Annotated in this window: 24 protein-coding genes, 1 tRNA gene, 1 rRNA gene and 1 other RNA gene; 19 read left to right on the top strand and 8 right to left on the bottom strand. The window is 47.7% G+C overall.

Annotation, left to right across the window (positions count from 1 at the left end):
- Positions 1–226: 226 nt before the first annotated feature.
- Positions 227–339 (top strand): 5S ribosomal RNA (gene rrf / locus BMY63_RS04275).
- A 508-nt stretch (positions 340–847) separates the two neighbouring features.
- Positions 848–1,645, top strand: a complete 798-nt coding sequence (locus BMY63_RS04270; protein WP_091914894.1) for an alpha/beta hydrolase — start codon at positions 848–850, stop codon at positions 1,643–1,645.
- 88 nt (positions 1,646–1,733) lie between these two features.
- Here the strand turns inward: BMY63_RS04270 and BMY63_RS04265 are convergent.
- Positions 1,734–1,807, bottom strand: a tRNA-Thr gene (locus BMY63_RS04265).
- An RNA gene (gene ffs, locus BMY63_RS04260) (signal recognition particle sRNA small type) lies at positions 1,808–1,906 on the bottom strand.
- A 147-nt stretch (positions 1,907–2,053) separates the two neighbouring features.
- Here ffs and BMY63_RS04255 point away from each other — a divergent pair.
- The 10 genes from BMY63_RS04255 (at position 2,054) to BMY63_RS04210 (ending at position 11,218) form a co-directional block, all read left to right on the top strand.
- Positions 2,054–2,590, top strand: coding sequence for a DUF4199 domain-containing protein (locus BMY63_RS04255; RefSeq protein ID WP_091914892.1), 537 nt, complete (start codon positions 2,054–2,056; stop codon positions 2,588–2,590).
- Positions 2,591–2,609: 19 nt separating this feature from the next.
- Complete coding sequence (locus tag BMY63_RS04250) at positions 2,610–3,563, top strand: glycosyltransferase family 2 protein (protein WP_091914890.1); 954 nt, start codon at positions 2,610–2,612, stop codon at positions 3,561–3,563.
- Positions 3,560–4,039: a DUF6452 family protein gene (locus BMY63_RS04245; protein ID WP_091899883.1), complete on the top strand. Its 480-nt coding sequence runs from the start codon at positions 3,560–3,562 to the stop codon at positions 4,037–4,039. Before BMY63_RS04250 ends, BMY63_RS04245 begins: the two co-directional genes overlap by 4 nt.
- 40 nt (positions 4,040–4,079) lie before the next feature.
- Complete coding sequence (locus BMY63_RS04240) at positions 4,080–4,679, top strand: DUF6048 family protein (protein WP_369807694.1); 600 nt, start codon at positions 4,080–4,082, stop codon at positions 4,677–4,679.
- A gap of 14 nt (positions 4,680–4,693) precedes the next feature.
- Entirely contained in the window at positions 4,694–5,719 is a 1,026-nt protein-coding gene (locus tag BMY63_RS04235) for an FAD:protein FMN transferase (RefSeq protein ID WP_091899881.1), read from the top strand.
- Positions 5,720–5,721: 2 nt separating this feature from the next.
- Positions 5,722–6,384 (top strand): Crp/Fnr family transcriptional regulator, encoded by a 663-nt coding sequence (locus BMY63_RS04230; protein ID WP_091899880.1) that lies wholly within the window; start codon positions 5,722–5,724, stop codon positions 6,382–6,384.
- An 81-nt stretch (positions 6,385–6,465) separates the two neighbouring features.
- On the top strand, positions 6,466–8,550 hold the full coding sequence (locus tag BMY63_RS04225; protein ID WP_177178379.1) for a M3 family metallopeptidase: 2,085 nt from the start codon (positions 6,466–6,468) through the stop codon (positions 8,548–8,550).
- An 8-nt stretch (positions 8,551–8,558) separates the two neighbouring features.
- On the top strand, positions 8,559–8,999 hold the full coding sequence (locus tag BMY63_RS04220; RefSeq protein ID WP_369807693.1) for a dCMP deaminase family protein: 441 nt from the start codon (positions 8,559–8,561) through the stop codon (positions 8,997–8,999).
- The gene (locus BMY63_RS04215) at positions 8,992–10,695 is read left to right on the top strand and encodes a S41 family peptidase (RefSeq protein ID WP_091914887.1); all 1,704 of its coding nucleotides are present in this window, start codon (positions 8,992–8,994) and stop codon (positions 10,693–10,695) included. Before BMY63_RS04220 ends, BMY63_RS04215 begins: the two co-directional genes overlap by 8 nt.
- The gene (locus BMY63_RS04210; protein ID WP_091899876.1) at positions 10,688–11,218 is read left to right on the top strand and encodes a 5-formyltetrahydrofolate cyclo-ligase; all 531 of its coding nucleotides are present in this window, start codon (positions 10,688–10,690) and stop codon (positions 11,216–11,218) included. The genes BMY63_RS04215 and BMY63_RS04210 overlap by 8 nt, the downstream gene beginning before the upstream one ends.
- Here BMY63_RS04210 and BMY63_RS04205 read toward each other — a convergent pair.
- Together BMY63_RS04205 and recF are read right to left on the bottom strand one after the other, a co-directional pair.
- Positions 11,215–11,505: a DciA family protein gene (locus BMY63_RS04205; RefSeq protein WP_091899875.1), complete on the bottom strand. Its 291-nt coding sequence runs from the start codon at positions 11,503–11,505 to the stop codon at positions 11,215–11,217. The genes BMY63_RS04210 and BMY63_RS04205 overlap by 4 nt on opposite strands.
- On the bottom strand, positions 11,498–12,631 hold the full coding sequence (gene recF, locus BMY63_RS04200; RefSeq protein ID WP_091914885.1) for a DNA replication/repair protein RecF: 1,134 nt from the start codon (positions 12,629–12,631) through the stop codon (positions 11,498–11,500). The genes BMY63_RS04205 and recF overlap by 8 nt, the downstream gene beginning before the upstream one ends.
- A gap of 156 nt (positions 12,632–12,787) precedes the next feature.
- On the opposite strand from recF, the gene BMY63_RS04195 reads away from it, so the two are divergent.
- Entirely contained in the window at positions 12,788–13,465 is a 678-nt protein-coding gene (locus tag BMY63_RS04195; protein WP_091899873.1) for a tetratricopeptide repeat protein, read from the top strand.
- Between the two features lie 16 nt (positions 13,466–13,481).
- The gene (gene ribH, locus BMY63_RS04190; RefSeq protein ID WP_091899872.1) at positions 13,482–13,958 is read left to right on the top strand and encodes a 6,7-dimethyl-8-ribityllumazine synthase; all 477 of its coding nucleotides are present in this window, start codon (positions 13,482–13,484) and stop codon (positions 13,956–13,958) included.
- Between the two features lie 81 nt (positions 13,959–14,039).
- Here ribH and BMY63_RS04185 read toward each other — a convergent pair whose 3' ends face one another.
- From BMY63_RS04185 to BMY63_RS04175, 3 genes are read right to left on the bottom strand one after another with little or no spacing between them, the layout of a single operon-like run.
- Entirely contained in the window at positions 14,040–15,863 is a 1,824-nt protein-coding gene (locus BMY63_RS04185; protein ID WP_091899871.1) for an ABC transporter ATP-binding protein, read from the bottom strand.
- The gene (locus BMY63_RS04180; protein WP_091914883.1) at positions 15,860–17,653 is read right to left on the bottom strand and encodes an ABC transporter ATP-binding protein; all 1,794 of its coding nucleotides are present in this window, start codon (positions 17,651–17,653) and stop codon (positions 15,860–15,862) included. Before BMY63_RS04180 ends, BMY63_RS04185 begins: the two co-directional genes overlap by 4 nt.
- Entirely contained in the window at positions 17,653–18,807 is a 1,155-nt protein-coding gene (locus tag BMY63_RS04175; protein ID WP_091899870.1) for a glucuronyl esterase domain-containing protein, read from the bottom strand. Before BMY63_RS04175 ends, BMY63_RS04180 begins: the two co-directional genes overlap by 1 nt.
- 279 nt (positions 18,808–19,086) lie before the next feature.
- On the opposite strand from BMY63_RS04175, the gene BMY63_RS04170 reads away from it, so the two are divergent.
- From BMY63_RS04170 to BMY63_RS04150, 5 genes are all read left to right on the top strand, one after another.
- On the top strand, positions 19,087–19,836 hold the full coding sequence (locus BMY63_RS04170) for an exodeoxyribonuclease III (RefSeq protein WP_091899869.1): 750 nt from the start codon (positions 19,087–19,089) through the stop codon (positions 19,834–19,836).
- 1 nt (position 19,837) lies between these two features.
- Positions 19,838–20,635: a polyphosphate polymerase domain-containing protein gene (locus BMY63_RS04165; protein WP_091914881.1), complete on the top strand. Its 798-nt coding sequence runs from the start codon at positions 19,838–19,840 to the stop codon at positions 20,633–20,635.
- 33 nt (positions 20,636–20,668) lie between these two features.
- On the top strand, positions 20,669–21,322 hold the full coding sequence (locus tag BMY63_RS04160; RefSeq protein ID WP_091899867.1) for a DUF4956 domain-containing protein: 654 nt from the start codon (positions 20,669–20,671) through the stop codon (positions 21,320–21,322).
- 21 nt (positions 21,323–21,343) lie between these two features.
- The gene (locus tag BMY63_RS04155) at positions 21,344–22,123 is read left to right on the top strand and encodes a DUF2490 domain-containing protein (protein ID WP_091914879.1); all 780 of its coding nucleotides are present in this window, start codon (positions 21,344–21,346) and stop codon (positions 22,121–22,123) included.
- Between the two features lie 147 nt (positions 22,124–22,270).
- Entirely contained in the window at positions 22,271–24,295 is a 2,025-nt protein-coding gene (locus BMY63_RS04150; RefSeq protein ID WP_091914877.1) for a M13 family metallopeptidase, read from the top strand.
- Between the two features lie 54 nt (positions 24,296–24,349).
- Here the strand turns inward: BMY63_RS04150 and BMY63_RS04145 are convergent, their stop codons facing one another.
- Complete coding sequence (locus tag BMY63_RS04145; RefSeq protein ID WP_091914875.1) at positions 24,350–26,374, bottom strand: protein-disulfide reductase DsbD family protein; 2,025 nt, start codon at positions 26,372–26,374, stop codon at positions 24,350–24,352.
- Positions 26,375–26,376 lie beyond the last annotated feature (2 nt).

Here is a 26,376-nt window from a genome sequence, read left to right as displayed (position 1 = left end):
GTTGATAGGGCGCAGGTGTAAAGACGGTGACGTCAAAGCCGAGCGCTACTAATTGCCCGAGATCTTTCGCCGCGAGGCGGTACTTTCAGTTGTATGCTGAAGAGAGAGAAATTCATCAGTCAGCGGAGCCTTTGGCTTCGGTCTTGTGTGGAGATAGTCACCCATACGTTGGCAAGTGTCCGTTCCTCCTGAGATGGAGACGGTCGTTGTCCAATGAAGTGATTTATCAGGTGGTTATTGCAGCGGGGTCCCACCTCTTCCCATTCCGAACAGAGAAGTTAAGCCCGCCTGCGCCGATGGTACTGCAATGCAATGCGGGAGAGTAGGAGGCCGCCACTTTTTTTCTTAGACGAAGCCCTGGAACAGCAATGCCCCGGGGCTTCTTCGTTTTCCACGGTCCTGTGCTTCGACAGACCCTTCGACAAGCTCAGGGACCGCTCAGCACTCACAGGCCCATCCTCTTCCACAGTCCCTGAGTCCATCCTTCACGGTCCCTGAGCCTGTCGAAGGGACAAAGAATGCAAGAAACGACTTAGTTGTAACTAATTGCAAATCAATTTGTTGCGTTATCGATAAAGAATCCGCCGATCTTACCCTCAAAGAGATAGGGTCTATGACTGAAAGAGATAATCTTTATGAGTGAAAGAGATAGGGTTTATACCCCTATAGGGATTATCTCTTTCTCTGTTAAGTGCTATCCCTTTCACTCGTAAACCCTATCTCTTTCACCCTTAGATCGCCCCCCTAATGATGCCAATAAACTTTATCTCTCATTAAATAAATCAAAAAAGTTTCTCCCGAAGTCCTATTTTTCTTATATTTGCATCTAACACAAAATAGTGAACGTATGAAAAGGATGGCAATTGTAGTGATGGCCCTGATGTCTATTACGCTGACGTGCGCTCAGACGTATAAAACAGTGAATGATATCAACTATACGATAAAGACAGACTCCTATGCTCAAGAACGCCTGAAGTTGGATGTGTATTATCCGACTAATCTGAAGGACTGTCCTGTCGTTGTCTGGTTTCACGGCGGAGGCTTGGAGGCCGGACAGAAAGAGATTCCCCAGAAGTTAAAGGATATGGGTTATGTTGTGGTAGGTGCTAACTATCGTTTGTTGCCTAATGTCACAGTCGACAAGACCATTGATGATGCCGCAGAAGCTGTTGCCTGGGTGTTCCGTCATGCGAAGGAATTTGGTGGTGACCCGCGTAAGATTGTTGTGACGGGTCATTCCGCAGGCGGTTATTTGGCCATGATGCTCTGTCTGAATAAGGTATGGTTGAAGAATTACGACATAGATGCTGACAGCGTGTGGATGTATGTGCCGTTCAGTGGACAGGCTATTACACATTATAATGTCCGGAAGATGCAGGGTATTCCTCCGTTGCAGGCCACCATTGATGAATATGCACCGCTTTACTGGGTACGCCCTGACTGTCCACCACTGGTACTGATCTGTGGAGACCGAGAAAAAGAACTTTACGGCCGTTATGATGAGAATCAATATCTGGCTCGCATGATGAAGCTCGCCGGTCACCAGCACACCTATCTCTATGAGATCGATGGCCATGATCATGGTGCGATGGTCGACCCCTCCTTCCACATTCTCAATACCCACATCTCCCAGATGCTGAAATAATACTTGTTATATTAAGGTGTAAGGTTAGGGCTTTTGTAGTAAGGATACATAAAAAAAGGATTGGTTCAACCAATCCTTTGCTGTTTTGAGCCTCTTGTCGGATTCGAACCAACGACCCCGAGATTACAAATCACGTGCTCTGGCCAACTGAGCTAAAGAGGCGGGTGGGCAGCTACCTGCATCGCGCCGCTACAACCTAATACCCTTGCTGCGTTCCCACCCTGGGGGATTCAAAGGGAGCTGGCCGTACAGGACTGCCCGTTTAGCGGCTGCAAAGGTACATATTAAAATTCAGAAATAAGAATTCGGAAATAAGAAAATGTATCAATTTAACGATTTTTTGAGGCTGTGAACTCGTTATATGTGGGAAAATGCTTAATTTTGCATCTTGAACGTTTATATGTTAAAATGACTCCATTAGAATATAAGCAATTAAAGGCATATGCTAGACAGGATGGCTTCTTCCTGTTCCTTTTGTGGACTGCCAGTTTTGCCAGTTATGTATATGGTCTCACTAACCAGATGATGGCGATGCTTGCCATCGTGCTGGCTGTGATGACACCTTTCTTTGTGGCCGGTCGTCTCCGTAAATTCCGCGATGAGGGTAGGGAGGGTATTATCTCCTTTCGTCGGAGCTATGCCTATACCATCTTCGTTTTCTTCTATGGAGCGGTGCTTCTGGCGGTATTGCAGTTCTTGTATTTCGCCTATATGGACCACGGCTATGTGCTGAGTTCTCTTTCGAAGATGCTGTCGTCGGATGAAGGACGCATGTTGGTGCAGCAATATGGTATGACGCAGATGATCGACGAGAGTCTTTCACAGATGGCTGCAGTCCGACCTATAGATCATGCATTGAATTTTTTGACGATAAATATTATCTTGGGTTTCATCTTCGGCATTCCCATTAGTCTGGTGATGCAGCGAAATGTAGCCCCGAAATAGATTATAAAGAAACAGAAGAATGGATATATCAGTTGTTATACCTCTTTATAATGAGGCGGAGTCGCTGCCTGAGTTGTATGCATGGATTGATCGTGTGATGAACGCGAACGGGTATACGTATGAGGTGATCTTTGTGAACGATGGCTCTACGGATGAGTCGTGGCAGGTGATTACAGACCTGAGTAAGACGTCTGAGCATGTAAGGGGCATCAAGTTCCGCAGAAATTATGGTAAGAGCCCTGCTCTGTACTGTGGTTTCGAACAGGCGCAGGGGGATGTGGTGATTACCATGGATGCAGACTTGCAGGATTCACCCGACGAGATTCCGGAACTCTATCGTATGATTAAGGAGGAGGGCTACGATCTGGTGAGTGGTTATAAACAGAAACGTTATGACCCAATCTCAAAGACCTTGCCTACTAAGCTCTTTAACGCGACTGCCAGGAAGATAAGTGGTATCAAGAATCTGCATGACTTCAATTGCGGGCTGAAGGCTTATCGTCAGGCTGTCGTGAAGAATATTGAGGTGTACGGTGAGATGCATCGATATATTCCTTATCTGGCAAAGAATGCGGGTTTCAGCAAGATCGGTGAGAAGGTGGTACAACATCAGGCTCGGAAATACGGTTCGTCGAAGTTCATGGGACTGAATCGCTTCGTCAATGGTTATCTGGATCTGCTGACTCTCTGGTTCTTGAGTACCTTCGGTAAGAAGCCGATGCACGTGTTTGGTTTCTTGGGAACGATCATGTTCTTTATCGGTTTCCTGGCTGCCTTCTTGATTGGTGCCGACAAACTGTGGTGCTTGGCCAATCATATTCCGCAGCGTCTGGTGACAGACTCTCCTTATTTCTATATAGCCCTGACGATGATGATCATCGGTACCCAGTTGTTCCTGACAGGCTTCTTGGGTGATTTGATCAGTCGCTCGTCAAGTGGTCGTAACGACTATCAGATAGAGACGACAATATGAGGAAACTGACCTTTTGCTTCTGCTCTATCCTGCTGGCAGCTTGTTCATCTATCGATTGCCCGGTGAATAATACCGTGACCACCCGCTATTGTTTTTACAATACTGATGGTGACTCCCTGGTCTTGATGGATACGCTGACAATCTCTACTGTCCGTCAGGATGGCACGGACTCGATCATCCTTAACAGAAATGTAGGTAAGGCCTCGTTCAGTCTTCCTGTCAGTTATTCTCATCCGGAGGATATCTTGGTGTTTAATGTCTATAATAAGACTATGAGCATCTTTGATACCGTTTGGGTAAAAAAGGACGATATCCCGCATTTCGAATCTGTCGATTGTAATGCCTCTTTCTTCCATCGACTCACGGACGTACGTCATACAAAGCATTTCATTGATTCTATTGTGATAAAAAATCCATCAGTGGATTATGACAAGAATACCACACATTTCTATATCTATCCGAAGGTTAGCGATTAGTCTGCTGATGCTCTTGACGGTACCAACTGCTCAGGCACAGATGAAGTTTTTCAAAATGCAGAAAGACTCCATCCCCTTGTTCCGTGGTTTCTCCGTGTCGTTCGATCTTGTGGGTGCCGGACAGATGGCACTCTCAGACTACGGACAGTACGAGGGGGCTCTGCGAATCAATCTGCACGACGAGTGGTTCCCAATTGTCGAGGCAGGACTAGGAAAAGCCAGTCATGATGATGAGGTGACGGGTATGTGTTATAGTACGTCGGCGCCTTATTTCAAGATTGGTGTGGACAAGAATCTCCTGAAGTTTAAACATGGGCCCAACCGTCTATATGGTGGCCTGCGCTATGCCTTTACCTCGTATAAGGTTGATATCTCCTGCCCGGAATTCCCTGATCCTGTGTGGCAATGGCCGACCGGCTACGGAATGAATGATGTGGCATGTAACTACCACTGGCTGGAGGCTGTTATCGGTGTCGACGCCAAGGTGTTCGGTCCGCTTCATCTGGGTTGGAGCGTTAGGTATAAGAGGCGTATCGCCCATTCCGACGGTGAGATCGGAAAAACATGGTATGTCCCTGGTTTCGGCATTTATGGTGACACGCGTCTGGGAGGTACCTTTAATGTGATTATCGATATCTAAGCCGGTTGACGACTATGGAGGATAAACAGAAGAAAAAACTGATGTGGCAGCTGCCATTCTTGGCGCTTCTCATCGTCGGAACAGTCCTGGTCATCCATCAGCAACGCTCGATGCCTTATCAGAAGAATGCTGACCTAATCTTCGGCACATCTTATCATATTACCTACCAATGCGACTCGGATCTCAGTCGGAGCATCAAGGCAGAGTTGATGAAGGTTGACCGGTCGTTGTCGCCATTTAACAAACAGTCAATAATCACTGCCATCAACCAGAACGAGGAGGTTGTGCCCGATCAGATGTTCATGGATGTCTATCAGATGGCCATGAAAGTGTCACGGGAGACTGACGGAGCCTTCGATATCACGGTCGCTCCTTTGGTCAATGCCTGGGGGTTTGGTTTTAAGAATGGTATCGAACCTACGCGTGGACAGGTTGACAGTCTGATGGAGATTGTGGGTTATAGGAAACTGTCGCTGGAGAACGGAAAGGTTAGGAAAGGTGATCCGAGGATGATGCTCGATTGTTCTGCTATTGCGAAAGGTTATGGCTGCGATGTCGTGGCCCGACTGTTGCGCAAACGAGGTGTACAGAACTTCATGGTGGAAATTGGTGGGGAGGTCGTGACAAGCGGTCTAAACGAAAAACGTCTTCCATGGAAGATTGGAGTGACGAAACCAACCGATGATTCTCTAAATGTCGGGAATGAGTTGCAGACTGTTCTTAATGTGACCGATAAGGCGATGGCTACCAGTGGAAACTATCGTAACTTCTACTATAAGGGCGGCAAGAAATATGCTCATACCATTGATCCGAAAACGGGTTATCCAGTACAGCATAATATTCTGTCGGCTACGGTGCTGACAAATAACTGTGCGACTGCTGATGCCTACGCCACCTCATTCATGGTTATGGGTCTGGAGCGTGCCCAACAGATTCTGGAGCGCCATCCTGAACTGATGGCCTATTTTATCTATAGTGACGAACATGGGCGCAACGCCGTATGGTTCTCACCATCTCTGCGTGATAAGATAGCGGAATAGCTATGAGGATATATGACCAACTGCTTCAGTTCCCGCTGTTCCAGGGAATGAGCCACGATGATCTGGAGATTGTCGCGGGACATACTCGTCTCGGTTTTACGAAAGTGGGGGCGGGGAAACCGGTGCAGATGACGGGTGATGCCTGCAGTCAGTTGTATTTCCTGATTAACGGTGTTATCAAGATTGAGACCTTCTCGGAAGACCGTCAATATTCGGTTGTGGAACAGATGTCGGCGCCTTATATTCTTCAGCAGGAGGCTATATTTGGCTATTTCCAGCGTTACACGCATGATTTCACAGCGTTGACGGATGCGAACTTCATAACCATCGATAAAGAAGAGGTCGTCCGACTGGCGGAAGAATTCCTGGTGTTCCGCCTGAACCTGATGAATCTCTATGCCACACAGACACAGAAACTCTTAGGTCTGCCGTGGCGGCGGTGTCCACAGTCGCTCAGAGAGCGTGTTGTCCGTTTTTTTGTACTGCATTGTGTCTATCCGGCAGGGCCCAAGTCGTTCCATATTTTGATGACGCGTCTGGCCGAAGAATTGAACGACAGTCGCCTAAATGTGTCGCGTGCGTTAAACATGTTGCAAGGTGAGGGACTACTTGAGTTACACCGTGGTAGGATAGAGATACCACAACTGGAACGGTTGTTGATGTGAAATATTATAAAATAACAGGGGCAGATTTGTTTGGGTCTGTCTTTTTTTGTATTTTTGCATGCCGAATAATGTAGTGAAATGATGAACGAAAATATAGAAAGAAAGAATCCGTTTTTTCAGCCCTATGATACCCCCCATGGAGTGGCTCCCTTCGATCATATCCGTCTGGAGGACTATGAAGAGGCGATGCTTGAGGGTATCCGCCGTGAAGACGAACAGATAGAGAAAATCATTAATAATCCTGAGAAACCGACCTTCGACAATACCATAGTCAGTGTTGATGATGAGAAGGATGGTGAAGGATACTATGATCTGCTGTCGCGGGTGTCGACAGTATTCTTCAATTTGCTCTCTGCTGAGACCAATGATGAGATGGATGCCTTGGCGCAGAAGATGAGTCCCATCCTGACCAAACATGCCAACGATATCCGACTGAATGAACGACTGTTCGAGCGTATCAAGTATGTGCATCGCCATCATCGTAAGTTGACACCAGAGGAGAAAATGCTTCTTGACAACTGTTACGATGGCTTTGTTCGCAGCGGTGCCTTACTGGATGCAGCAGGAAAGGAACGGTTGCGGCAGTTGACGGAGGAGGCATCGATGCTGGGGTTGCAGTTCTCCCAGAACCTGCTGAAGGAGAATAAGGCATTTACTCTGCATATCACAGATGAGGCGCAACTTGACGGACTGCCAGATACCGCTCGTGAAGCGGCTGCTCAGACCGCGAGAGAGCAGAATAAGGAGGGATGGGTGATCACGCTTGACTCACCGAGCTATAGTCCATTCATGACCTATTCGACACAACGTGAGCTCCGCCGGCAACTCTATATGGCGAAAAATACCGAGTGTACGCATGATAATGCGGAGAACAATGTGGAGATCTGCAAACGTCTGATCAACCTGCGGCGTGAACTGGCACAGTTACTTGGACACAAGACCTATGCTGACTATGTGTTGAAACACCGTATGGCGGGTCATGTGCGTGATGTCTATAAGCTGCTGAATAACTTAATTGAAGCCTACAAACCGACAGCGCTTAAGGAGGTCAAAGAGATTGAGAAGATGGCACGGAAGATGGAAGGACGTCACTTCAAACTGGAGCCATGGGACTTCGGCTTCTATGCGCATAAGTTGAAGCTGGCGCGTTATCAGATCGACGCGGAGATGCTACGCCCCTATTTCGAATTGTCCAAGGTTATTGAGGGTGTCTTCGGATTGGCTAACAGCCTGTACGGCATCTCATTCAAGGAGAACAAAGATATACCCGTGTACCATCCAGACGTGAAAGCCTATGAGGTGTTTGACAGAGATGGGTCTTATCTGGCTGTGTTCTATGCAGACTTCCATCCTCGGCAGGGGAAGCAGGGCGGTGCCTGGATGACTGAATATCAGGGACAATGGATAGACCGGAAAGGAGTGAACAACCGTCCGCACGTCAGTGTGGTGATGAATCTTACGAAACCGACAGCGGAGAAACCTGCCTTGTTAACGCTAGGTGAGGTCGAAACCTTCCTCCATGAGTTCGGCCATTCTCTGCATGGGATGTTCGCAAATACTCGGTTTGAGAGCCTGAGTGGAACGAATGTGTGGTGGGATTTCGTGGAGTTGCCTTCTCAGTTGATGGAGAACTTCGCTATAGAGAAGAAATTCCTGCGTACCTTCGCCTTCCATTATCAGACAGGTGAGCCGTTGCCTGATGAACTGATAGCACGCATCGTCAGGAGTCGAAACTTCAATGTGGCCTATGCTTGCATGCGTCAGGTTAGTTTCGGTCTGCTTGATATGGCATATTATACCCGTAAGGAGGCATTCGACGAAGATATCATTACTTTTGAGAAGAAAGCTTGGGAGAAGGCTATGGTCACCGAGCAGTTACCTGACACCTGCATGACTGTTCAGTTCTCGCATATCATGGCCGGCGGTTACGCAGCGGGATACTACAGCTATAAATGGGCAGAGGTCCTCGATGCTGATGCCTTTAGTCTATTCAAGAAACACGGCACAATCAGTCCGCAGGTGGCGCAACGCTTTCGCGATTGTGTGCTCTCCAAGGGTGGAACGGAGAATCCGATGGTTCTCTATAAGCGTTTCCGTGGGGGCGAGCCCACTATTGATGCGCTCTTGAAGAGGAACGGCATCAGAAGGGATCATCACAAGAAATAATAACAACGATGGACGAGAAACAACAGAAGCTGGACATGCGCTATCTAAGGATGGCACGTATTTGGGCGGAGAATTCCTACTGCCAGCGTCGACAGGTGGGTGCTCTGGTGGTCAAGAACAAAATGATCATCAGTGATGGTTATAATGGTACGCCCAGCGGTTTCGAGAATGTGTGTGAGGACGATAATAACGTGACAAAGCCTTATGTGCTCCATGCTGAGGCGAATGCCATAACCAAGTTGGCACGGAGCAATAACAACAGCGACGGGGCAACCATCTATATCACGGCCTCACCGTGTATCGAGTGTGCCAAACTGATTATTCAGGCCGGCATCAAACGTGTGGTCTATGGTGAACAGTATCGTCTTACCGATGGCATTGACCTGCTGAAGCGTGCGGGTATTGAGGTGATATTCATGGATATTAATTCGACAAAAGAATATGAGTAAGAATAGGACAAACCGGTATACACCATTGTGGATGGCCTTATGTGTCGTCCTCGGTATCATGGTGGGCTCCTTCTATGCCAACCATTTTTCTGGCAACCGGCTGAATATTATCAATACGAGTGGAAATAAGCTCAACAACTTGCTGCATATTATTGATGACCAATATGTGGATACTGTCAATATCAATGATCTGGTTGAGAAGGCCATGCCGCAGATTCTCGGTGAGCTGGACCCTCACTCGGTCTATATCACTGCGCGTGACGGACAGATAGCTAACGATGACCTGCGCGGCTCATTCTCTGGCATCGGTATAGAGTTCGTGGTCCGTCAGGATACAATCCGGGTGCAGAATGTCATCGGTAACGGACCGGCAGAACGGGCAGGCGTGATTGCTGGCGACAAGATAGTTGAGGTCGATGATTCCTCGTTCGTCGGTAAGAAAGTGACCAATGAAGAGGCCATGCATCATCTGAAGGGGCCGAAAGACACAAAGGTGAAACTCGGTATTGTGCGCTACGGTGAAAAGAAAATCCGTCATATCACGGTCACTAGAGGAGAGATACCGACCAAGAGTGTTACCGCTTGTTATATGCTCGACGAGCATAGTGGGTACATTAAGATCAAGAACTTCGGTGAAAATACATACCCCGAACTGCTCATCGCACTGGCTAAGTTGTCACAACAGAGCTTCGGTAACCTGGTTATAGACCTGAGGAGTAATACGGGTGGCTACCTGGAGTCGGCTGTGCAGATTGCGAATGAGTTCTTGTCGAAGGGACAGCTGATTGTCTATACCGAAGGAAGGCGCTATCCGCGTCAGGAGTATCGTGCTGATGGTCGTGGCTCTTATCAGCAGATACCACTGGTGATTCTCGTCGATGAAATATCTGCATCTGCCTCTGAGATTCTTGCCGGTGCCATTCAGGATAATGACAGAGGAACAATCGTCGGTCGTCGTTCGTTTGGTAAAGGACTGGTCCAGAAGCCGATGGAGTTCAGCGACCATTCCATGATCCGTCTGACTATTGCCCGCTATTATACGCCTTCTGGCCGTTGCATCCAGAAACCTTACGACGATAGCAAGAGTTATGAGGAGGACTGGATTAACCGTTACCAGCATGGTGAGTTCTTCTCGCAGGATAGCATCAAGCACACAGGGCCGGCTTATCATACCGCCAATGGTCGTGTGGTCTACGGTGGTGGTGGCATCACTCCTGACATCTTCGTGCCTGAGGATACGCTTGGGATGACGTCGTACTATAAAGAGGCTTCCATGTCGGGGCTGATTCTGCAGTTTGCCTATAACTACACCGATGAGCACCGTAGTAAACTGAGTACTTTCGATGAAGTGAAGGAGTTAGAGACTTACCTGAAGAAACAGAATACATTGGAGGAGTTTGTTTCATTTGCCGACAAGAACGGACTGAAACGGCGTAACCTCATGATACAAAAGTCGCGTAAGTTGTTGGAACGGTTTGTCTATAGTCGTATTATCTATAATATCCTCAATGATCAGGCGTGGACAGAGTATCTGAATCAAGATGACCCGGCTGTTATGGAGGCCCTCCGACTGTTCCGTAGTGGAACTGCCTTCCCTAAGAAAGGTGCCTCTGATACGAAGATTGCCAAGAAGGTTGCCATGCTCTTTGACGGACGTATACGAATGACGGGTACAACACGTATCGCCCATGCTTAAAGATGAGTTGCGCCTGCTGGTCAAGGAACGTAGACGACAGTACTCTCGACAGCAGCTTGAGACACTGTCGCAGACTGTCGTGAAGCGACTGGCACCGCATCTTCGTGATGCTTCTGTTGTCATGGCCTTTTATTCCTTGCCCGACGAGGTGGATACTCATCAGTTGATTGATGATCTTGTGGCTATGGGGAAAACGGTGCTTCTGCCAAAGGTGCTTGATGATGGAGGAATGGAGCTACGACGCTATACATCGGCTGCCGACTTGCAGGAGGGAGCTTTCCATATTATGGAAGCCGTAGGCGATTCTTTCACCGACTATAATCAAATAGATGTCGCATTGATACCAGGTGTGGCCTTTGATGCCCAAGGGCATCGATTGGGAAGAGGTAAAGGTTATTACGATCGTTTTCTTCGTGCATTGGGAACCGTTCCCCTACATACCATCGGGGTGTGTTTTGAATTCCAGAAGGTGGAGAATGTGCCTATTGAAAGGCATGACGTTTCCGTGGATATCGTGATCTAGTGAAAACGGATGTCGGCAATCACCTGACTGCCTACTTGTTCGTTCAATCGTTTTACCAGTTCTTGTCGTCGCATGGACAGGTCTGCGCGTAGAGCCGGACTAGTCAGGTGTACGAATAGCGTTTGATTACGGATATAGAGATCCTTGGTGTAGGTGGCTATAACCTCTCCTGCGACGCTTTGCCATGAGTCAATCAGTCGTTTCTGTAACAGAGGTGTCTCCAATCCCTGTACTCGCAGATTCCTTAGAATCAGATCTTTGATGCTCTTGACGTCTCTCTTAAACATGGCCGTTCTTCATTTCTATCTCTCCATCCGACACATGGAAGATCTTGTAGTCGTGTGACGAACGACTCAGTATTTGATCCAGATGTTCCCTGTTCGTGTCTGTGATGAAGATCTGTCCGAAGTCATCACCAGCCACCAGTTTGACAATCTGTTCTACACGTTCGGCATCGAGTTTGTCAAAGATGTCATCGAGCAGCAGCAGAGGAGTCGTATGACTGTTTGTTCGACGGAGAAAATCGAACTGCGCCAATTTTAGGGAGATGGCGAATGTCTTGTGCTGTCCTTGACTGCCTTCGCGTTTCATCGGGTGACCACCCAGAGTGAATTCCAGGTCGTCGCGGTGAATGCCGTGCAGGGAGAACCCCATGATACGGTCTTTCGAGCGGTCTCGTCTGATGACCTCCAGAAGTGGACCGCGCTGACAATGGGAGATATAGTTCAGGCCTACCTGTTCGTGGTTGCCGGATATGGTCTCGTAATAACGCTGAAACACAGGTGTTAACGCTTTTACGAAGGCATCACGACGTTGGAAGACAGCCTCACCTTCGACTGCCATCTGCTCCTCCCATAGACTGAGTATCTCTGGGTCTGGCTCTTCCTCCATCTTCAGCATGGCATTGCGTTGTTGAAGTGCCTTGTTATAACGGTTCATCGCCTCGATATAGCCATGGTCATATTGCGAGATGACCATATCCATCAGTCGTCGACGCTCCTCACTCCCTCCCTCAATTAGCAGGGTGTCCGAAGGTGATACGAATACCGCAGGAATCAGTCCGATATGCTCCGATAGTCGTTTATACTCTTTTTTGTTGCGCTTGAAGTGCTTCTTTGTTCCACGCTTCATGCCGCAGTAGATCTGTAAAGTGGGGGAGTGCTCAGATTCCTTGTGCCAGTCGTCACTCAGATAGTCTCCTTCAATTACAAAGAAATCCTGTCCATGCCGGATCACCTGCGAGTCAATGGGATTGCTGGCAGAGTGGCAGAACGACAGAAAGTAAATCGCGTCGAGCACGTTGGTCTTGCCTACACCGTTCTTGCCAATCAGACAATTAATCTTCGGTGAGAGGTCAAGCGTGGCCGTAGCGATATTCTTGTAGTTGATGAGTGAAAGTTTCTCGAGAATCATAATGCAAAGGTAGGCAATTTTTGATACATAATCAGGTGGAATGCCACAAAAATTAGTTAAAAACAAAAAACTCTTAATTCTTATTTCTTCATTCTTAATTAAAAATAGTATCTTTGCACGCACATTTTTAAAGAAAACAATAAAAAAAAGATTATAATGGCAAATACTAAGAATCAGCAGGCTGCTCCTACCATAGAGGAGACCCTGAGCAAGAGTGAGGCTTTCTTCCTGAAATACAAGAAGGCTATTATTGCAGCAGTTGTAGCAGTGATCGTTATCATTGCTGGTGTTATCCTTTACAAGACTTATGTTTCTGGTCCTAACGAGGTGAAGGCTAGTACAGCTATTTCTAAGGGACAGGCTTATTTCGAGCAGGGTCTTTTCAACGAGGCTCTCAACGGAGACAGCACAGGCTTTAAGGGCTTCGCCGCTCTCGCAAACGAGTACAGTAGCACCAAGGCTGGTAACCTTGCCAATCTCTATGCTGGTCTCTGTAATGCCCAGTTGGGTAAGTGGGAGGATGCCGTGAAGTTCCTTGAGGAGTATGATGGTGCCAAAGATCAGATGATATCACCTGCGGCAGAGGGCGCTCTTGGAAATGCCTATGCTCATCTGAACCAACTTGACAAGGCTGTGTCTCACCTGAAGAAGGCTGCCGAGAAGGCTGACAATAACTCTCTCTCTCCCACCTTCCTTATTCAGGCTGGTGAGATTCTTGAGAGTCAGGGAAAGAAAGATGAGGCTTTGAAATTGTATCAGGAGGTGAAGGAGAAGTACTTTAACTCTATGCAGTATCAGACCATCGACGAGTATATCGAGCGCGTAAAGGAATAATTGATAATTAAGGAATATGGCTACCGCCTTACATAACCTGAGCGACTACGATTTCTCAAAAGTACCCGATGCCTCGAACATGATCTTTGGTATCGTGGTGGCAGAATGGAACCCGGAGATTACGGGGGCACTGCTTCAGGGGTGCGTCTCAACGTTGGAAAAACACGGTGCTTTGCCGGAGAATATCCATGTGAAGACAGTACCGGGATCGTTCGAGTTGATATATGGTGCTCGTCAGATGACGCTCAACGACGGTTATGACGCTGTAATCATCCTCGGTAGTGTGATTCGTGGTGAGACTCCTCATTTCGACTATATCTGTCAGGGTGTCACAGAGGGTATTGCCCGTTTGAACGTTACTAGTAATATTCCGGTGGTCTTTGGACTACTGACGACCGACAATCTCCAACAGGCCCAAGATCGCGCAGGCGGTCGATTAGGCAATAAGGGAGACGAGTGTGCCGTCGTGGCTATCAAGATGGCAAAGTTCTAGAGAAAAAGTTTGAAAGATTTAATAAAATTACCGGGCGACGAGGGTAGACCGCATCGCTCGGTAATTTTTTTCTCTTTTTTATCAGGTGGTTAGTTCGTTACCTGTGTAAAGCTGGTAATACTTGCCTTGATGGGCAAGGAGTTCGGCATGAGTGCCGTGCTCGATGATACGACCGTGGTCGAGAACGATGATCTGGTCGGCATTACGAACCGTAGAGAGACGGTGGGCAATGACGAAGGTCGTACGACCCTGCATCAGTGAGTCCATACCGCGTTGCACAAGAGTCTCTGTACGCGTATCGATGCTTGAGGTTGCCTCATCGAGGATGAGCACGGGGGGATTGGAGACGGCTGCACGGGCGATGGCGATGAGCTGACGCTCACCCTGTGATAGGTTACCGCCGTCACCACTGAGTACAGTTTGGTAACCATTGGCCAGACGTCGTATAAAATCGTCGGCTCCTACTAATCGGGCAGCTGCGATACAAGCCTCGTCGGTGGCATCAAGTTTTCCATAGCGGATATTATCGAGCACGGTGCCGGTAAAGAGTTGGGTGTCTTGTAGTACAATACTCATTGACTGACGGAGCGACTCTTTGCGGATTTGAGTAATGGGGATGCCGTCGTAGAGAATCGTTCCTTTCTGGATATCATAGAAACGGTTGATGAGGTTAATGATCGTGGTCTTGCCAGCACCTGTTCCGCCAACAAAGGCAATTTTCTGTCCTGGGCTGGTGTTGATATTGATATCGAAGAGAACTTGTTTCTCGGGTGTATAGCCGAAATCGACACCGGAGAAGTCGACATCGCCCTTAGGATCCGTCAGGCTGATGGTGCCCTCATCGGTCTCAGGTTCTGCGTCCATGAGGTTGAACACCCGTTCGGCACCTACGGTGGCGTTGAGTACAGAGTTAATCTGCTGACTGACATGGGTGATTGGTTGTGTAAAACTCTTATTCAGTGTCAAGAAAGCTACGATAGTTCCGAGACTGATAGACCAGTTGCCGAGGGCAAGAGTAGCACCGACCACAGCAATGAGTACATAACCGAGGTTTGATAGGTTGCCATTGACCGGCATCACGATATTTGCAATTTTATTGGCATTATAGGTGCTATATCGCAGTTGTTCGTTGATATTCTCGAATTCCTGGATTGCTTGTTGTTCATGACAGAAAACCTTGACGACTTTCTGACCGGTCATCATCTCCTCGATAAAACCATTGACACGCGCAAGGTTCTGCTGTTGTGAACGGAAATAGGACCGGCTACGTTTACCGAGCCAGGTGGTGGCAATCATCATGACAACAGCCATCAGCATACTGACCATCGTAAGGGGGATGCTCAGCGCAACCATCGAAGCAAAAGTGACAGCGATAGTGATGAGGCTGTTAAACACCTGCGACAACGAGGTTGATATCATCTGTCGTAATGAGTCTACATCGTTGGTATAGACTGACATCATATCACCGTGTGAGTGCTGGTCGAAATAGCTGACGGGCAGTTGCTCCATCCGTTCGAAGATCAGTCGGCGCAGCCGGAGCATTGTCCCCTGTGACACGTTGATCATTAGGCGGTTATATAGATAGGAACAAATGACGCCAATGAACAGTACAAGACCGAGCTTGAAAAGAGCCTGTCTCAGTGAGGTATATTCTGGATCGGAAGTTTGTGTCAGTGGCGCGATATAGTCGTCGATGAGGGTACGTGTGAAGAGGGTGGATGCGAGTGTGGTCACCGAGGTGATAGCGATGCAGATGAGTACCGTTACAATGGCATACTTGTAATTGCTGAACACATACTTTGTAAGTCTCCAAATTACAGCGCGCTGACGACTGTCAATTCGTTGTATGCCGCCATGGTTCTGTGCCTGTGGTCCATGGGGACCTTTGAAACCGTTTTGCCTCATACATCACCTCCTTCCTTCTTGTCGAAATCGCCACAGTCAGCTTTCTGGATAGCGTTGATTTCCTGATAGAGCGCATTGTCACATAACAGTTGTTCATGGGTACCCAAACCGGTCAGTCGGCCGTTATCCATGACGAGGATGCGGTCGCAGTGTTCTACGGTGGAGATACGTTGGGCAATGATGAACTTGGTCATGTTGGACAGCTCCTCACGGAGAGCGCGTTGGATTTTTGCATCTGTCGTTGTGTCACAAGCTGAGGTGGAGTCATCAAGCACTAAGATACGCGGTTGTTTCAGGAGGACTCTGGCAATGCAGAGACGTTGTCGCTGACCGCCGCTGACATTGATGCCTCCTTGCTCGATACGTGTGTTGTAGCCATCTGGCATCTGACTGATGAATTCATCGGCCTGAGCTAGTCGACAGGCATGGTGGCATGCTTCCTCGGTGGCTTGTGGGTTCCCCCAGCGGAGGTTGTCGAGGATCGTACCGGAGAAAAGGATATTGTTCTGCAGCACCACACTCACGGCATTACGGAGCGAGGTGAGGTCATAGTCTTTCACATTCCGTCCGCCTACCAAAACTTCACCCTGCTGTACATCATAGAGACGGGAAATGAGGTTGACGAGTGTTGATTTTCCGGAGCCTGTGCCACCGATGACACCGATAGTCTCACCGCTCCTGACGGTGAAACAGACGTTATAGAGTGCAGACCGTTTGGGAATATGTGTGGTTTCGGACAACTCGGATTCTTCAGTTTTTTTTGATTGATAATCAAAACGTACTTCTCTGAATTCCACACTACCGTCGGCAATCTCAGTGACAGGCTCACTGGGGTTCACAATATCTGGCTGTTCGTCGATGATCTCTGCCACCCGTCGACCACTGGCAGCACTTTGGGTGAGCATGATGAAGATCATGGAGAGCATCATCAGTGATTGCAAGATTGACATCACATAGGTGAACAGCGATGTCAGTTCACCGGTGGTCAGTGTACCACCTACGATGTAATGGGCACCCCACCATGAGAGCGCTATGATACAGCCGTAGACCACTAGGTTCATCACGGGGTGGTTGAGCGCCATCAGACTCTCTGCACGAACATATAGACGATATAATGCCTCGGCTGCCTTGGAGAACTTTTGGTTCTCATGTGTTTCGCGTACGAAAGCTTTCACCAGACGAATGGCACGGATATTCTCCTGCACCTCCAGATTCAATTCATCGTACTTGACGAAGACTTGTGAGAAGAGTCGGCTTACTCTGGAGATAATCTGATAGAGCGAGGTGCTGAGTATCAGCATTGCGATGATGAAGACCATACTCAGACGTGCATCGATGACCAGACACATGACAATGCTGAGCAGCAGACGGAAAGGGGCACGTACTGTGATGCGTAGGATTTGCTGATAGGCATTCTGCAGATTGTTTACATCGGTGGTCATGCGGGTGATAAGCCCCGATGTGGCATACCTGTCGATATTTGAGAAAGCGAAACGCTGGATATTGCGATACATTGCACTACGGAGGTTTGCAGCAAATCCTGAGGCAGCATAAGCGACACTCCGTCCGGCTTGGATACCAAAGGCTAACGAAAGGAATGCCATGCCGAGCATGATGGCGCCATAGAGATAAACGTTCTCCATGTTACCTGCATTGATACCCTTGTCGATGAGTGACGCCGTGACATAGGGAATGAGCACGTCCATCACAACCTCGAGGGCCGTCCATATAGGGGTGAGAATGGAGGCCGTACGGTATTTACCGATTTGTCGTCCGAGTGTTCTAAACATCAATACTTAATCCAAGGGGTGAGGTCAATTTTTCCTTCAAATGGGGATTTGAGGACGCCAGCTGTCTTAACATCGTTCTTGCCAAGAAGAAAGCGGTCGATAAACGCCTCTACCTCAGGAAATTGACTTTCTGGTAGTTGGCAGTGGGGGTGACCACCGTTGATGGAGTAGCCTATACGGTCGTCGATGCCGAACTGACTCCACACCTTACGTGCAGCGTTCATTGAAACATAGGCACTTTCGTCGGCAAGCCAGCGATAGTCGGTATTACCTAACATGAGTAACGCACGGGGACATACCATCGCGACAAGTTCATGATGATCGTATGGCATTAGATAAACGCTGTCGCCATGGAATCGCTCAAGCATGGACTCGAGGAACCAATGGTAGTCGGTACGGTCGAGATTCTCCACACTGTCAAGACGATGGCTATAGCGCCAAGAGGCAGCTCCTCCTCCTCCGGGTTCCTGAGCAATGGTTAAGGCAACGCGTTCATCGAAAGCACCGCAGAACAGAGCCATCTTTCCTGCATAGGAACAGCCGGAAACACCGATGTGCTTTGTGTCGATCTTCGTCTGTTCTGGACCAAGTTGTTCCAGTCCATCGATAAGACGACTGAAGCCCCATGCCCATTCACTATAGGCTCCGTTATCCTTCAACTCAGGGTAAAGACGGTCGAAATTATGCTCACCGCGCTCATGATGTTTTCCCCATTGACCGTAATCATTAACTTGTTTTTCGTGGAAGTTCATCACAGCGATGGGACGGTTCTCGAATAGTGGCTTGGGCAGAGCCAGCATACTGGTACCGACCATCAGAGCATAGGGAGGCTGACCGACCGTGGGATACTGGATGACGGAACTGAGGGTGAGAGTCTCACCGTTGACTGTAACGTCGACGATAAGCGTGTCGCCCGCCATACGAGCTTTCACTGCTTCTGATTCCACTTCTGGTTTCTGACCGATACCGTAGTGTTGTATCATCTCAGCAATTTGTTGTCGTCTTACGCCCCAGTCTTTTATTTCTGTTACGCGTGTTTTACCGTCGTTCATCAGCAGAGGATCGGGCAAATCAATCTGTGGTGTGACCAACTGCGCCAAACCTATTGTCGTGCAGCCTAGCATGATGATTAATAATAGATGTCTCTTAAGCATGTTGTTATAGTTTTATGTTCCGATGTTTGCAAAGGTACGAAATAAAAGCGAAAAGTTTAGCATTTCTCTCATTTATTCGTATCTTTATAGTCTAACGATAGTGAAGTTGCGATATCATGACATAAAAAAGAAAGAATTCCTTTGTTCTGCGCTCGACTTTTCGTAACTCTGCGTCCTTCGACCGCGAAGTTACTACGTCTCGGCAAAAAAAGAAACAAGTTTCTTTGTTTTGCGCTCGACTTTTCGTAACTTTGCAAAATAAATAAAACAATCCGTTATATGAAACTGATCTCTTGGAATGTGAACGGTCTCCGTGCCTGTGAGGGTAAGGGCTTTCGTGATGTGTTTAAGACTCTTGATGCCGATTTCTTCTGTCTACAGGAGACGAAAATGCAAGCGGGACAACTCGACATGCAGTTTGATGGCTATCGGTCGTTCTGGAACTATGCCGACAAGAAAGGTTATTCGGGTACAGCTGTCTTCACACGTCATCAGCCACTGAATGTGTCTTATGGTATTGGTATTGACGAGCATGATCACGAAGGACGTGTCATCACTCTGGAGATGGAAGATTTCTTCCTCGTCACTTGTTATACGCCGAATTCGCAGGACGGTTTGAAACGATTGGATTATCGTATGGTGTGGGAGCATGATTTCCGCGAATACCTGAAAGGACTTGATGCAAAGAAACCTGTAATCCTCTGCGGTGATCTAAATGTGGCGCATGAGGAGATAGATATCAAAAACCCCAAGACTAACCGACATAATGCCGGCTTTACCGACGAAGAACGTGAACAGTTTTCAATCTTGTTGGATAATGGGTTTACTGACTCGTTTCGTTTTAAGTATCCTGATGAGGTGAAATACTCCTGGTGGTCGTACCGTTTCCAAGCACGTCAGAAGAATGCAGGATGGCGTATCGACTATTTTGTAATCTCTGATCGTCTGCGCGATTGTTTAGCGGATGCCGCTATACATACAGAGATCTATGGTAGTGACCACTGTCCTGTGGAATTGGTTCTTCAATGATATGACAGACATACTGAGCCGATATGAGAGCATCACTCTGGATGAGATGAAAAGCATCCGTCTGATGAACCGCATCGACACCAAGTTCGTAACGACGGTGCCGACACTCTGTCGGTTGCTGGAGATTGCGCGTGATGACTATTTTGTGCAAGAGACTGGTGGACTACGTATCTCTCCATATTATACACTCTATTTTGATACAGACGACTATGTGATGTATAACCGTCATGAGGCTGGTCATTTAGAACGACAGAAGATCCGTATCAGATCGTATGTCGATGCAGGTCTGAGTTTTCTGGAGGTAAAGACAAAGAACAATCATAGGCGGACAAAGAAGAAACGCATGGCGATAGATGGTTTCGATGCCTTGCATCCGGATCATAATCTTCGTTTTGAGCGGCAAGATAAAAAGTTTGAGGCCTATGATGATTTCATCCGCTCTTATCTCAGATATGATCCAACGACGCTCAGTGGGAAGATGGAGAATCGTTTTGACCGTATCACGCTGGTGAATAAGGCGAAGACGGAACGTCTCACGATCGACACCAATCTGCGCTTCCATCATATCATAACTGATAAATATCGCTATATGGATGACATCGTTGTCATCGAGTTGAAACGTGACGGGCTGCAGCCGTCACCAATCCTCGGTATGCTCTGTCAGCTCCGTATCCATCCGCATGGGTTCTCGAAATACTGTATTGGCTCGGCCTTCACTAATGATAATTTACGTCGTAATCGGATCAAACCCCGTTTGAGGAGTGTCGAGAAGATTTTGGGAATAGAACGTACGTGGTAAAAATATAAAGAATAATCAATAAACTCAATAACAATGGAACATTTTATGTTATCTCATGACTTCATGATGATGTTTGTACGTCTGCTGATCAATGTGGTCGTTACATGGCTTCTCATTGACCGCTTGTACTATAAGAAGAGTCGCCGTCGTGATTTTTACTTCACATTCATGCTGATTTCTGTCGCGATTTTCTTTATCGTCTTTTTCATGATTTTCGTGTTGGAGGATATGAAGGGTAAGACCTCCATGGGTGTGGGTATTGGACTCTTTGGTATCTTCTCGATTATGCGCTATCGTACGGATGCCATGCCTGTACGCGAGATGACCTATCTCTTCGTTACAATCGCCCTTGCTTTAGTCAATGCCGTTTCTGTGGCAGTTCCGCTCTTCGAGGTAATTCTTACCAATCTTGTCATCGTACTTGCCGTATGGCTTTGTGAGTTCCACCTGAAGACCTGTCCAACGAAACTTGTACAGTATGACCGTATTGAGTTGATTACGCCAGACCGCCGTGAAGAACTGAAGGCCGACTTGGAGAAACGTCTGGGACTGAAGATAGTGAAAGTAGATGTTGGATCTGTAGATTTCCTTCGTGATATGGCCATGCTCCGTATCAGTTATGAAGGAGAAGCTTCGGCAGTGAGTCAGGAGCTGAAACTGTCGAAGGATCAACTCAAAGAGTTTTAGAGGAATAGAAGGATTGAAGAAATGAAACGATGTGTCTTATTCCTGATGATTTTGTTGCCGATGATGGCAGCAGCTCAGAGAGATGATTTTGGTCTTGACTTCTCTGTGGAGGTAGAAAAGAAGATTAACAAACAGTGGTCTTTGGAACTCGAGGGAGAATTACGGACACGAAACGATGCAAAGACGAATGATCGATGGAGTGCTGGTGTTGGCCTCGATTATAAGATATCGAAATGGCTGAAAGCTTCCGCTGGCTATACTTTTCTCTACGATAACAATGAACGTATCTCCTATTTCCAAGCAAACGATGATGAGGTAATCGACGGTGATGTAGAGATTGGTGATCCAAAGAAATGCGCCCGTTATTGGGCTCCGCGTCATCGTTTTGATTTCTCACTGATTGTCGCAAAGAAGCTCATTGGTGATTTCAAGTTCTCTTTACGAGAACGATGGCAGTACACTTGGCGTCCGGAATACCGTGTTAGTGAGCGCTGGAGTTATTTCACCAACGCATATGACGGGAAACCGAAGACCTATCACGAAAAGGGGAAGAACGTGCTTCGCAGTCGACTACAGGTGGAATATGATAGGAAAGGACTGGTACTCACGCCTTTTGCCAACATAGAATTTTTTAACGCGTGGAGTCTGCAGAAAGTGCGTTATCATGTGGGAGTTGACTGGAAACTGTCGAAACAGCATACGCTTAGTGCTTTCTACCGTTATCAGACTGTACGGAGTGATGATGACGACAACGAACCTAACCGTCATATAATAGGAGTAGGATATCAAGTTAAGTTCTAATAGAACACACCTATTCTTTATGAGTGTTTTTCTTTTTTTTGATTGCAAAAAAAAGTTAAAAGCGTAAATCTCTGTAGTTTTTATGTGCTCTATGGTCGTCTAATAGATAATCAAAATATAATCAATATATAAACGAAAAGATAACGTATGAAACAGAATTTGTTTTTTGCAGCTTGTCTGTTGTTGGCAACATCAGCAACGGCTCAGACAGTATCGTCGGGTATCGACCCCGCGAATCTTGATACCTCGGTCAAACCAGGTGATGATTTCTACCAATATGCTGCTGGCGGGTGGCTGAAGGCTCACCCTCTCGATGGTGAGCATACGGACAATGGTGCATTTACCGATCTATATGAGGAGAATCAGATACGTATTCAGGAGTTGATCCTGCAGTATGCGGATAGTCCACAGGAGAAAGGATCGTTAGGACAGAAGATAGGGTCGCTCTACAAGCTCAGAATGGATAGCGTGCGTCTGAACCGTGAGGGCTGGGCTCCGTTGAAGCCTGTGCTTGATCGTATTGCCGCCATCAAAGACCGTCGTGAATATCAGCTCGTCACAGCCCAGATTGACCGTCGTGGTGAGGCGACGATGATGTATGGCATTGGAATAGATGCTGATATTCGTAATGCCGGCATGAACCTCGTGTCTGTTGGACAGGGCGGTCTGGGACTGCCAACTCGTGACTATTATCTGAACGATGATCCGCAGAGCACCCAGATTCTTGAGGCATATAAGGAATGTATGAAGACTCTGTTTATGATGGTTGGCAACGACTCCGTGACTGCTCAGCAGAAGATGCAGGCTGTGCTCGAAATCGAGACGCGTATTGCCAAGGCCAGCTATAGTAGGGTGGAACTCCGTGATATCGACAAGAACTATCATAAGATGTCCTACAACCAGTTGGTTGTTGACTTCCCTGGCATTGACTGGGGGAATGTGTTTTTCGCTTCTGGCTTCCCTACTTTCGAATGGATTGATGTGTCGCAGCCAGAGCCTATCCATGAGGTGGAGAAAATCTTGGCTGAGGCTTCGCTCGATGACCTGAAGGCATATGCTGAGATTAAGATCATCTCTGGAGCTGCTAGTCAGTTGAGCGATGATTTCCGTGCCGTGGCTTTCAAAATGAGCAGTGTGATGAGTGGTGTTCAGCAGGATCGTCCTCGTTGGAAGCGTGCCGTATCTACCGTCAGCAGTGTCTTGGGTGAGGCCATCGGTCGACTGTATGTGGAGAAGTATTTCCCAGAGTCGAGTAAGCTGCGTATGCTCGATTTGGTTCATAACCTCCAGAAGGCTTTGGCGCAGCGTATTGATGAGGCCACATGGATGAGTAATGAGACGAAGGCGCTGGCGAAGGATAAGCTTGAAAATTTCATCATCAAGATTGGTTATCCCGACAAATGGAGAGACTATAGTGGCTTGCAGGTGAATGACAGTCTTTCGCTCTATGAGAATATGGGTAACATCGCCGAATTCTTCCATAACGATGCTGTGAATCGAAAGGTGAACAAACCTGTTGATAAGACAGAGTGGGGAATGACACCGCAGACCGTCAATGCATATTATAACCCGACAACTAATGAGATATGCTTCCCAGCCGCCATCTTGCAGCCGCCGTTCTTTGATCCGCAGGCTGATGATGCAGTAAACTATGGTGCCATTGGTGGTGTGATTGGTCATGAGATGAGTCATGGCTTCGACGATCAGGGTTCTCAGTTTGATAAGACGGGCAACCAACGTAACTGGTGGACAGATGCCGATAAGACTAACTATGAGGCTCGTACAAAGGTGCTGGTCGATGCTTTTGACAAGTATGAGACTGCGCCTGGCCAGTTTGTCAATGGTCAGCAGACACTGGGCGAGAACATTGGTGATAACGGAGGTCTGAACATCGCATATCGCGCACTTCAGAACGTAATGAAAGAGAAATCCTTGGGTACTATCGACGGCTTTACCCCTGAACAGCGCTTCTTCCTTGCGTGGGGCCGTGTGTGGGCAAGTAACATGCGTCCGGAATATGTGGAACTTCTGCTGAAGGTCGACGTACACTCACCCAATATGGCACGTGTAAATGGTGCTCTACCGCATATCAATGCCTGGTATGATGCATTCGGAGTAAAGAAGGGAGACAAGCTCTTCATCCCGAAGAAGCAACGAGCACAGATTTGGTAAAAACGTAATATGAGGTAAAAGATAGAATGGGCTGCGGTTAGCAGCCCATTCTTCTTATTTCCGATAATTCGTCAGTCCTTGGTTAAGAAAAGTGATATAGGCTTGAATATCTTCGTCATAAGAGCGACTGCCATTGAGGGGACGCCCCTCGTTATCAAGCAGCACATAGAATGGTTGGGCGTTAGCACCGAACTTCACTCGTTGGAGATATGACCATTTTTCGCCGACAGTTCGTAGAGTGCGATCCTGCCCGTTTTCCGTTACCTTGATTGGCTCAGAAAGCGTAGTCTTGTCATCAACATAGAGAGATATCAGCACATAATCCTTGTTCAGAATGTCGGCAACCTGTGTGTCTGTCCATACGGCAGCCTCCATCTTACGACAATTCACGCATCCGAAGCCGGTAAAGTCGATGATGACAGGCTTATGTTCGGCCTTAGCAGCAGCCATACCTGACTCGTAATCAGTGAAACGTGCCTCGGTGACGGATTTCTGCAGATTAAAGTCCTGCGTATTCATCGGCGGTGTGAAGGCACTGATGCCTTTTAGGGGGGCTCCCCAGAGCCCTGGTATCATGTAGACGGTGAAAGCTAGTGATGCCATCGCAAGGAAGAAACGCGGGACGTTCGTGCGGTGGCTTTCGTTGTCGTGTGAGAATTTCAACCATCCAAGCAGATAGGCGCCTAGCAATCCGAAGATGACAATCCAGATAGAGAGGAAAGCCTCTCGATCGAGGATGTGCCAGCCATAGGCGAGATCGGCTACGGACAGGAACTTCAAAGCGAAGGCCAGTTCTATGAAGCCAAGAGTCACTTTGATGACATTCATCCAATCGCCAGATTTCGGAGCCGCTTTCAGCAGTGATGGGAACATCGCAAAGAGTGTGAAAGGTATGGCCAAGGCAATGGCGAAGCCCAGCATACCGATGGTTGGTGCCACGATGCTACCCTGTGTGGATACGGCCACAAGGAGAAATCCGATAATCGGACCTGTGCAGGAGAATGACACCAAGGCTAGTGTGAATGCCATCAGGAAGATGGAAAGCATGCCTGTGGTTTTCTCCGATTTTGCGTCAATCTTATTTGACCATGAAGAGGGAAGGGTTAACTCAAACGCACCAAAGAAAGATGCCGCAAAGAGTACCAATAGCAGACAAAAGAAAATGTTGACGATGGCGTTGGTGGCCAGTGCGTTCAAAGCGCTGGCACCGAATAATAAAGTCACGGCCAAGCCCAGTAATACATAGATGACGACAATCGAAAGACCATAGCTGGCAGCCTCACGAATGGCTTTTGCCTGATCCTTGTTTCGCTTGAGGAAAAATGAGACAGTCATTGGTATGATCGGCCATACACAGGGAGTGAACAGGGCTATAAAACCGCCTAGTAGTCCTTCTAGGAAAATCATCCACCAAGAGAGAGCCTTGTCAGAATCGGTCTCACCATTATACGCCTGTAACTCCTTGATGACGGGTTCCCAAAGAAGACTCTGGCCGTTGGCCGATAATGACTGGTCAATGACTAGGGTGTCTGTTGTGGCAATCTGAGTTGGCTGACTTTCGTCTTTCTGCGGAAGGAGACTTTCCTGTTGCTCTTTGTCGGAAGATGAGGGCTGACCAATTGGCTCTGTAGTCTTTCCCTTTTGTTTCAGGGCTATCTCTGACGGAGGTAGACAGACTTCATCATTACAGGCGCCATATTCTACATAACAGTTAATATCATATTCGGACTTCGTGAAACGGATCCGTTGAACGAAGGTGACCGCCTTCTCAAAATAACGGAGATCCATATCAAAAAGTTTGTCGTACTGCTTAATCTCGTGACCACGTGCCTGGAGTTTTCCAACAGTCTGAGCTCCATCCATCTTTACGATATGGAAGGCTGCAGAGACAGGACCTCCGTCACCGAGATCGGTGGAATACACATGCCATCCCTGGTCGATGGTGGCAGAAAAAATCAGTTCTGCTTCACCACCTTTTAATTCCTTTAGCTGTGTAGTGAAGTGTATGGGGGTGAGCATCTGTGCTTGCATCGCAAGCACCATGAGCATCATGAATAGGATAGATAGTAGTTTCCTCATGT

Source organism: Prevotella aff. ruminicola Tc2-24, assembly GCF_900110895.1.
Taxonomy (GTDB): domain Bacteria; phylum Bacteroidota; class Bacteroidia; order Bacteroidales; family Bacteroidaceae; genus Prevotella.
This window is presented reverse-complemented; position numbering and strand designations above follow the sequence as displayed.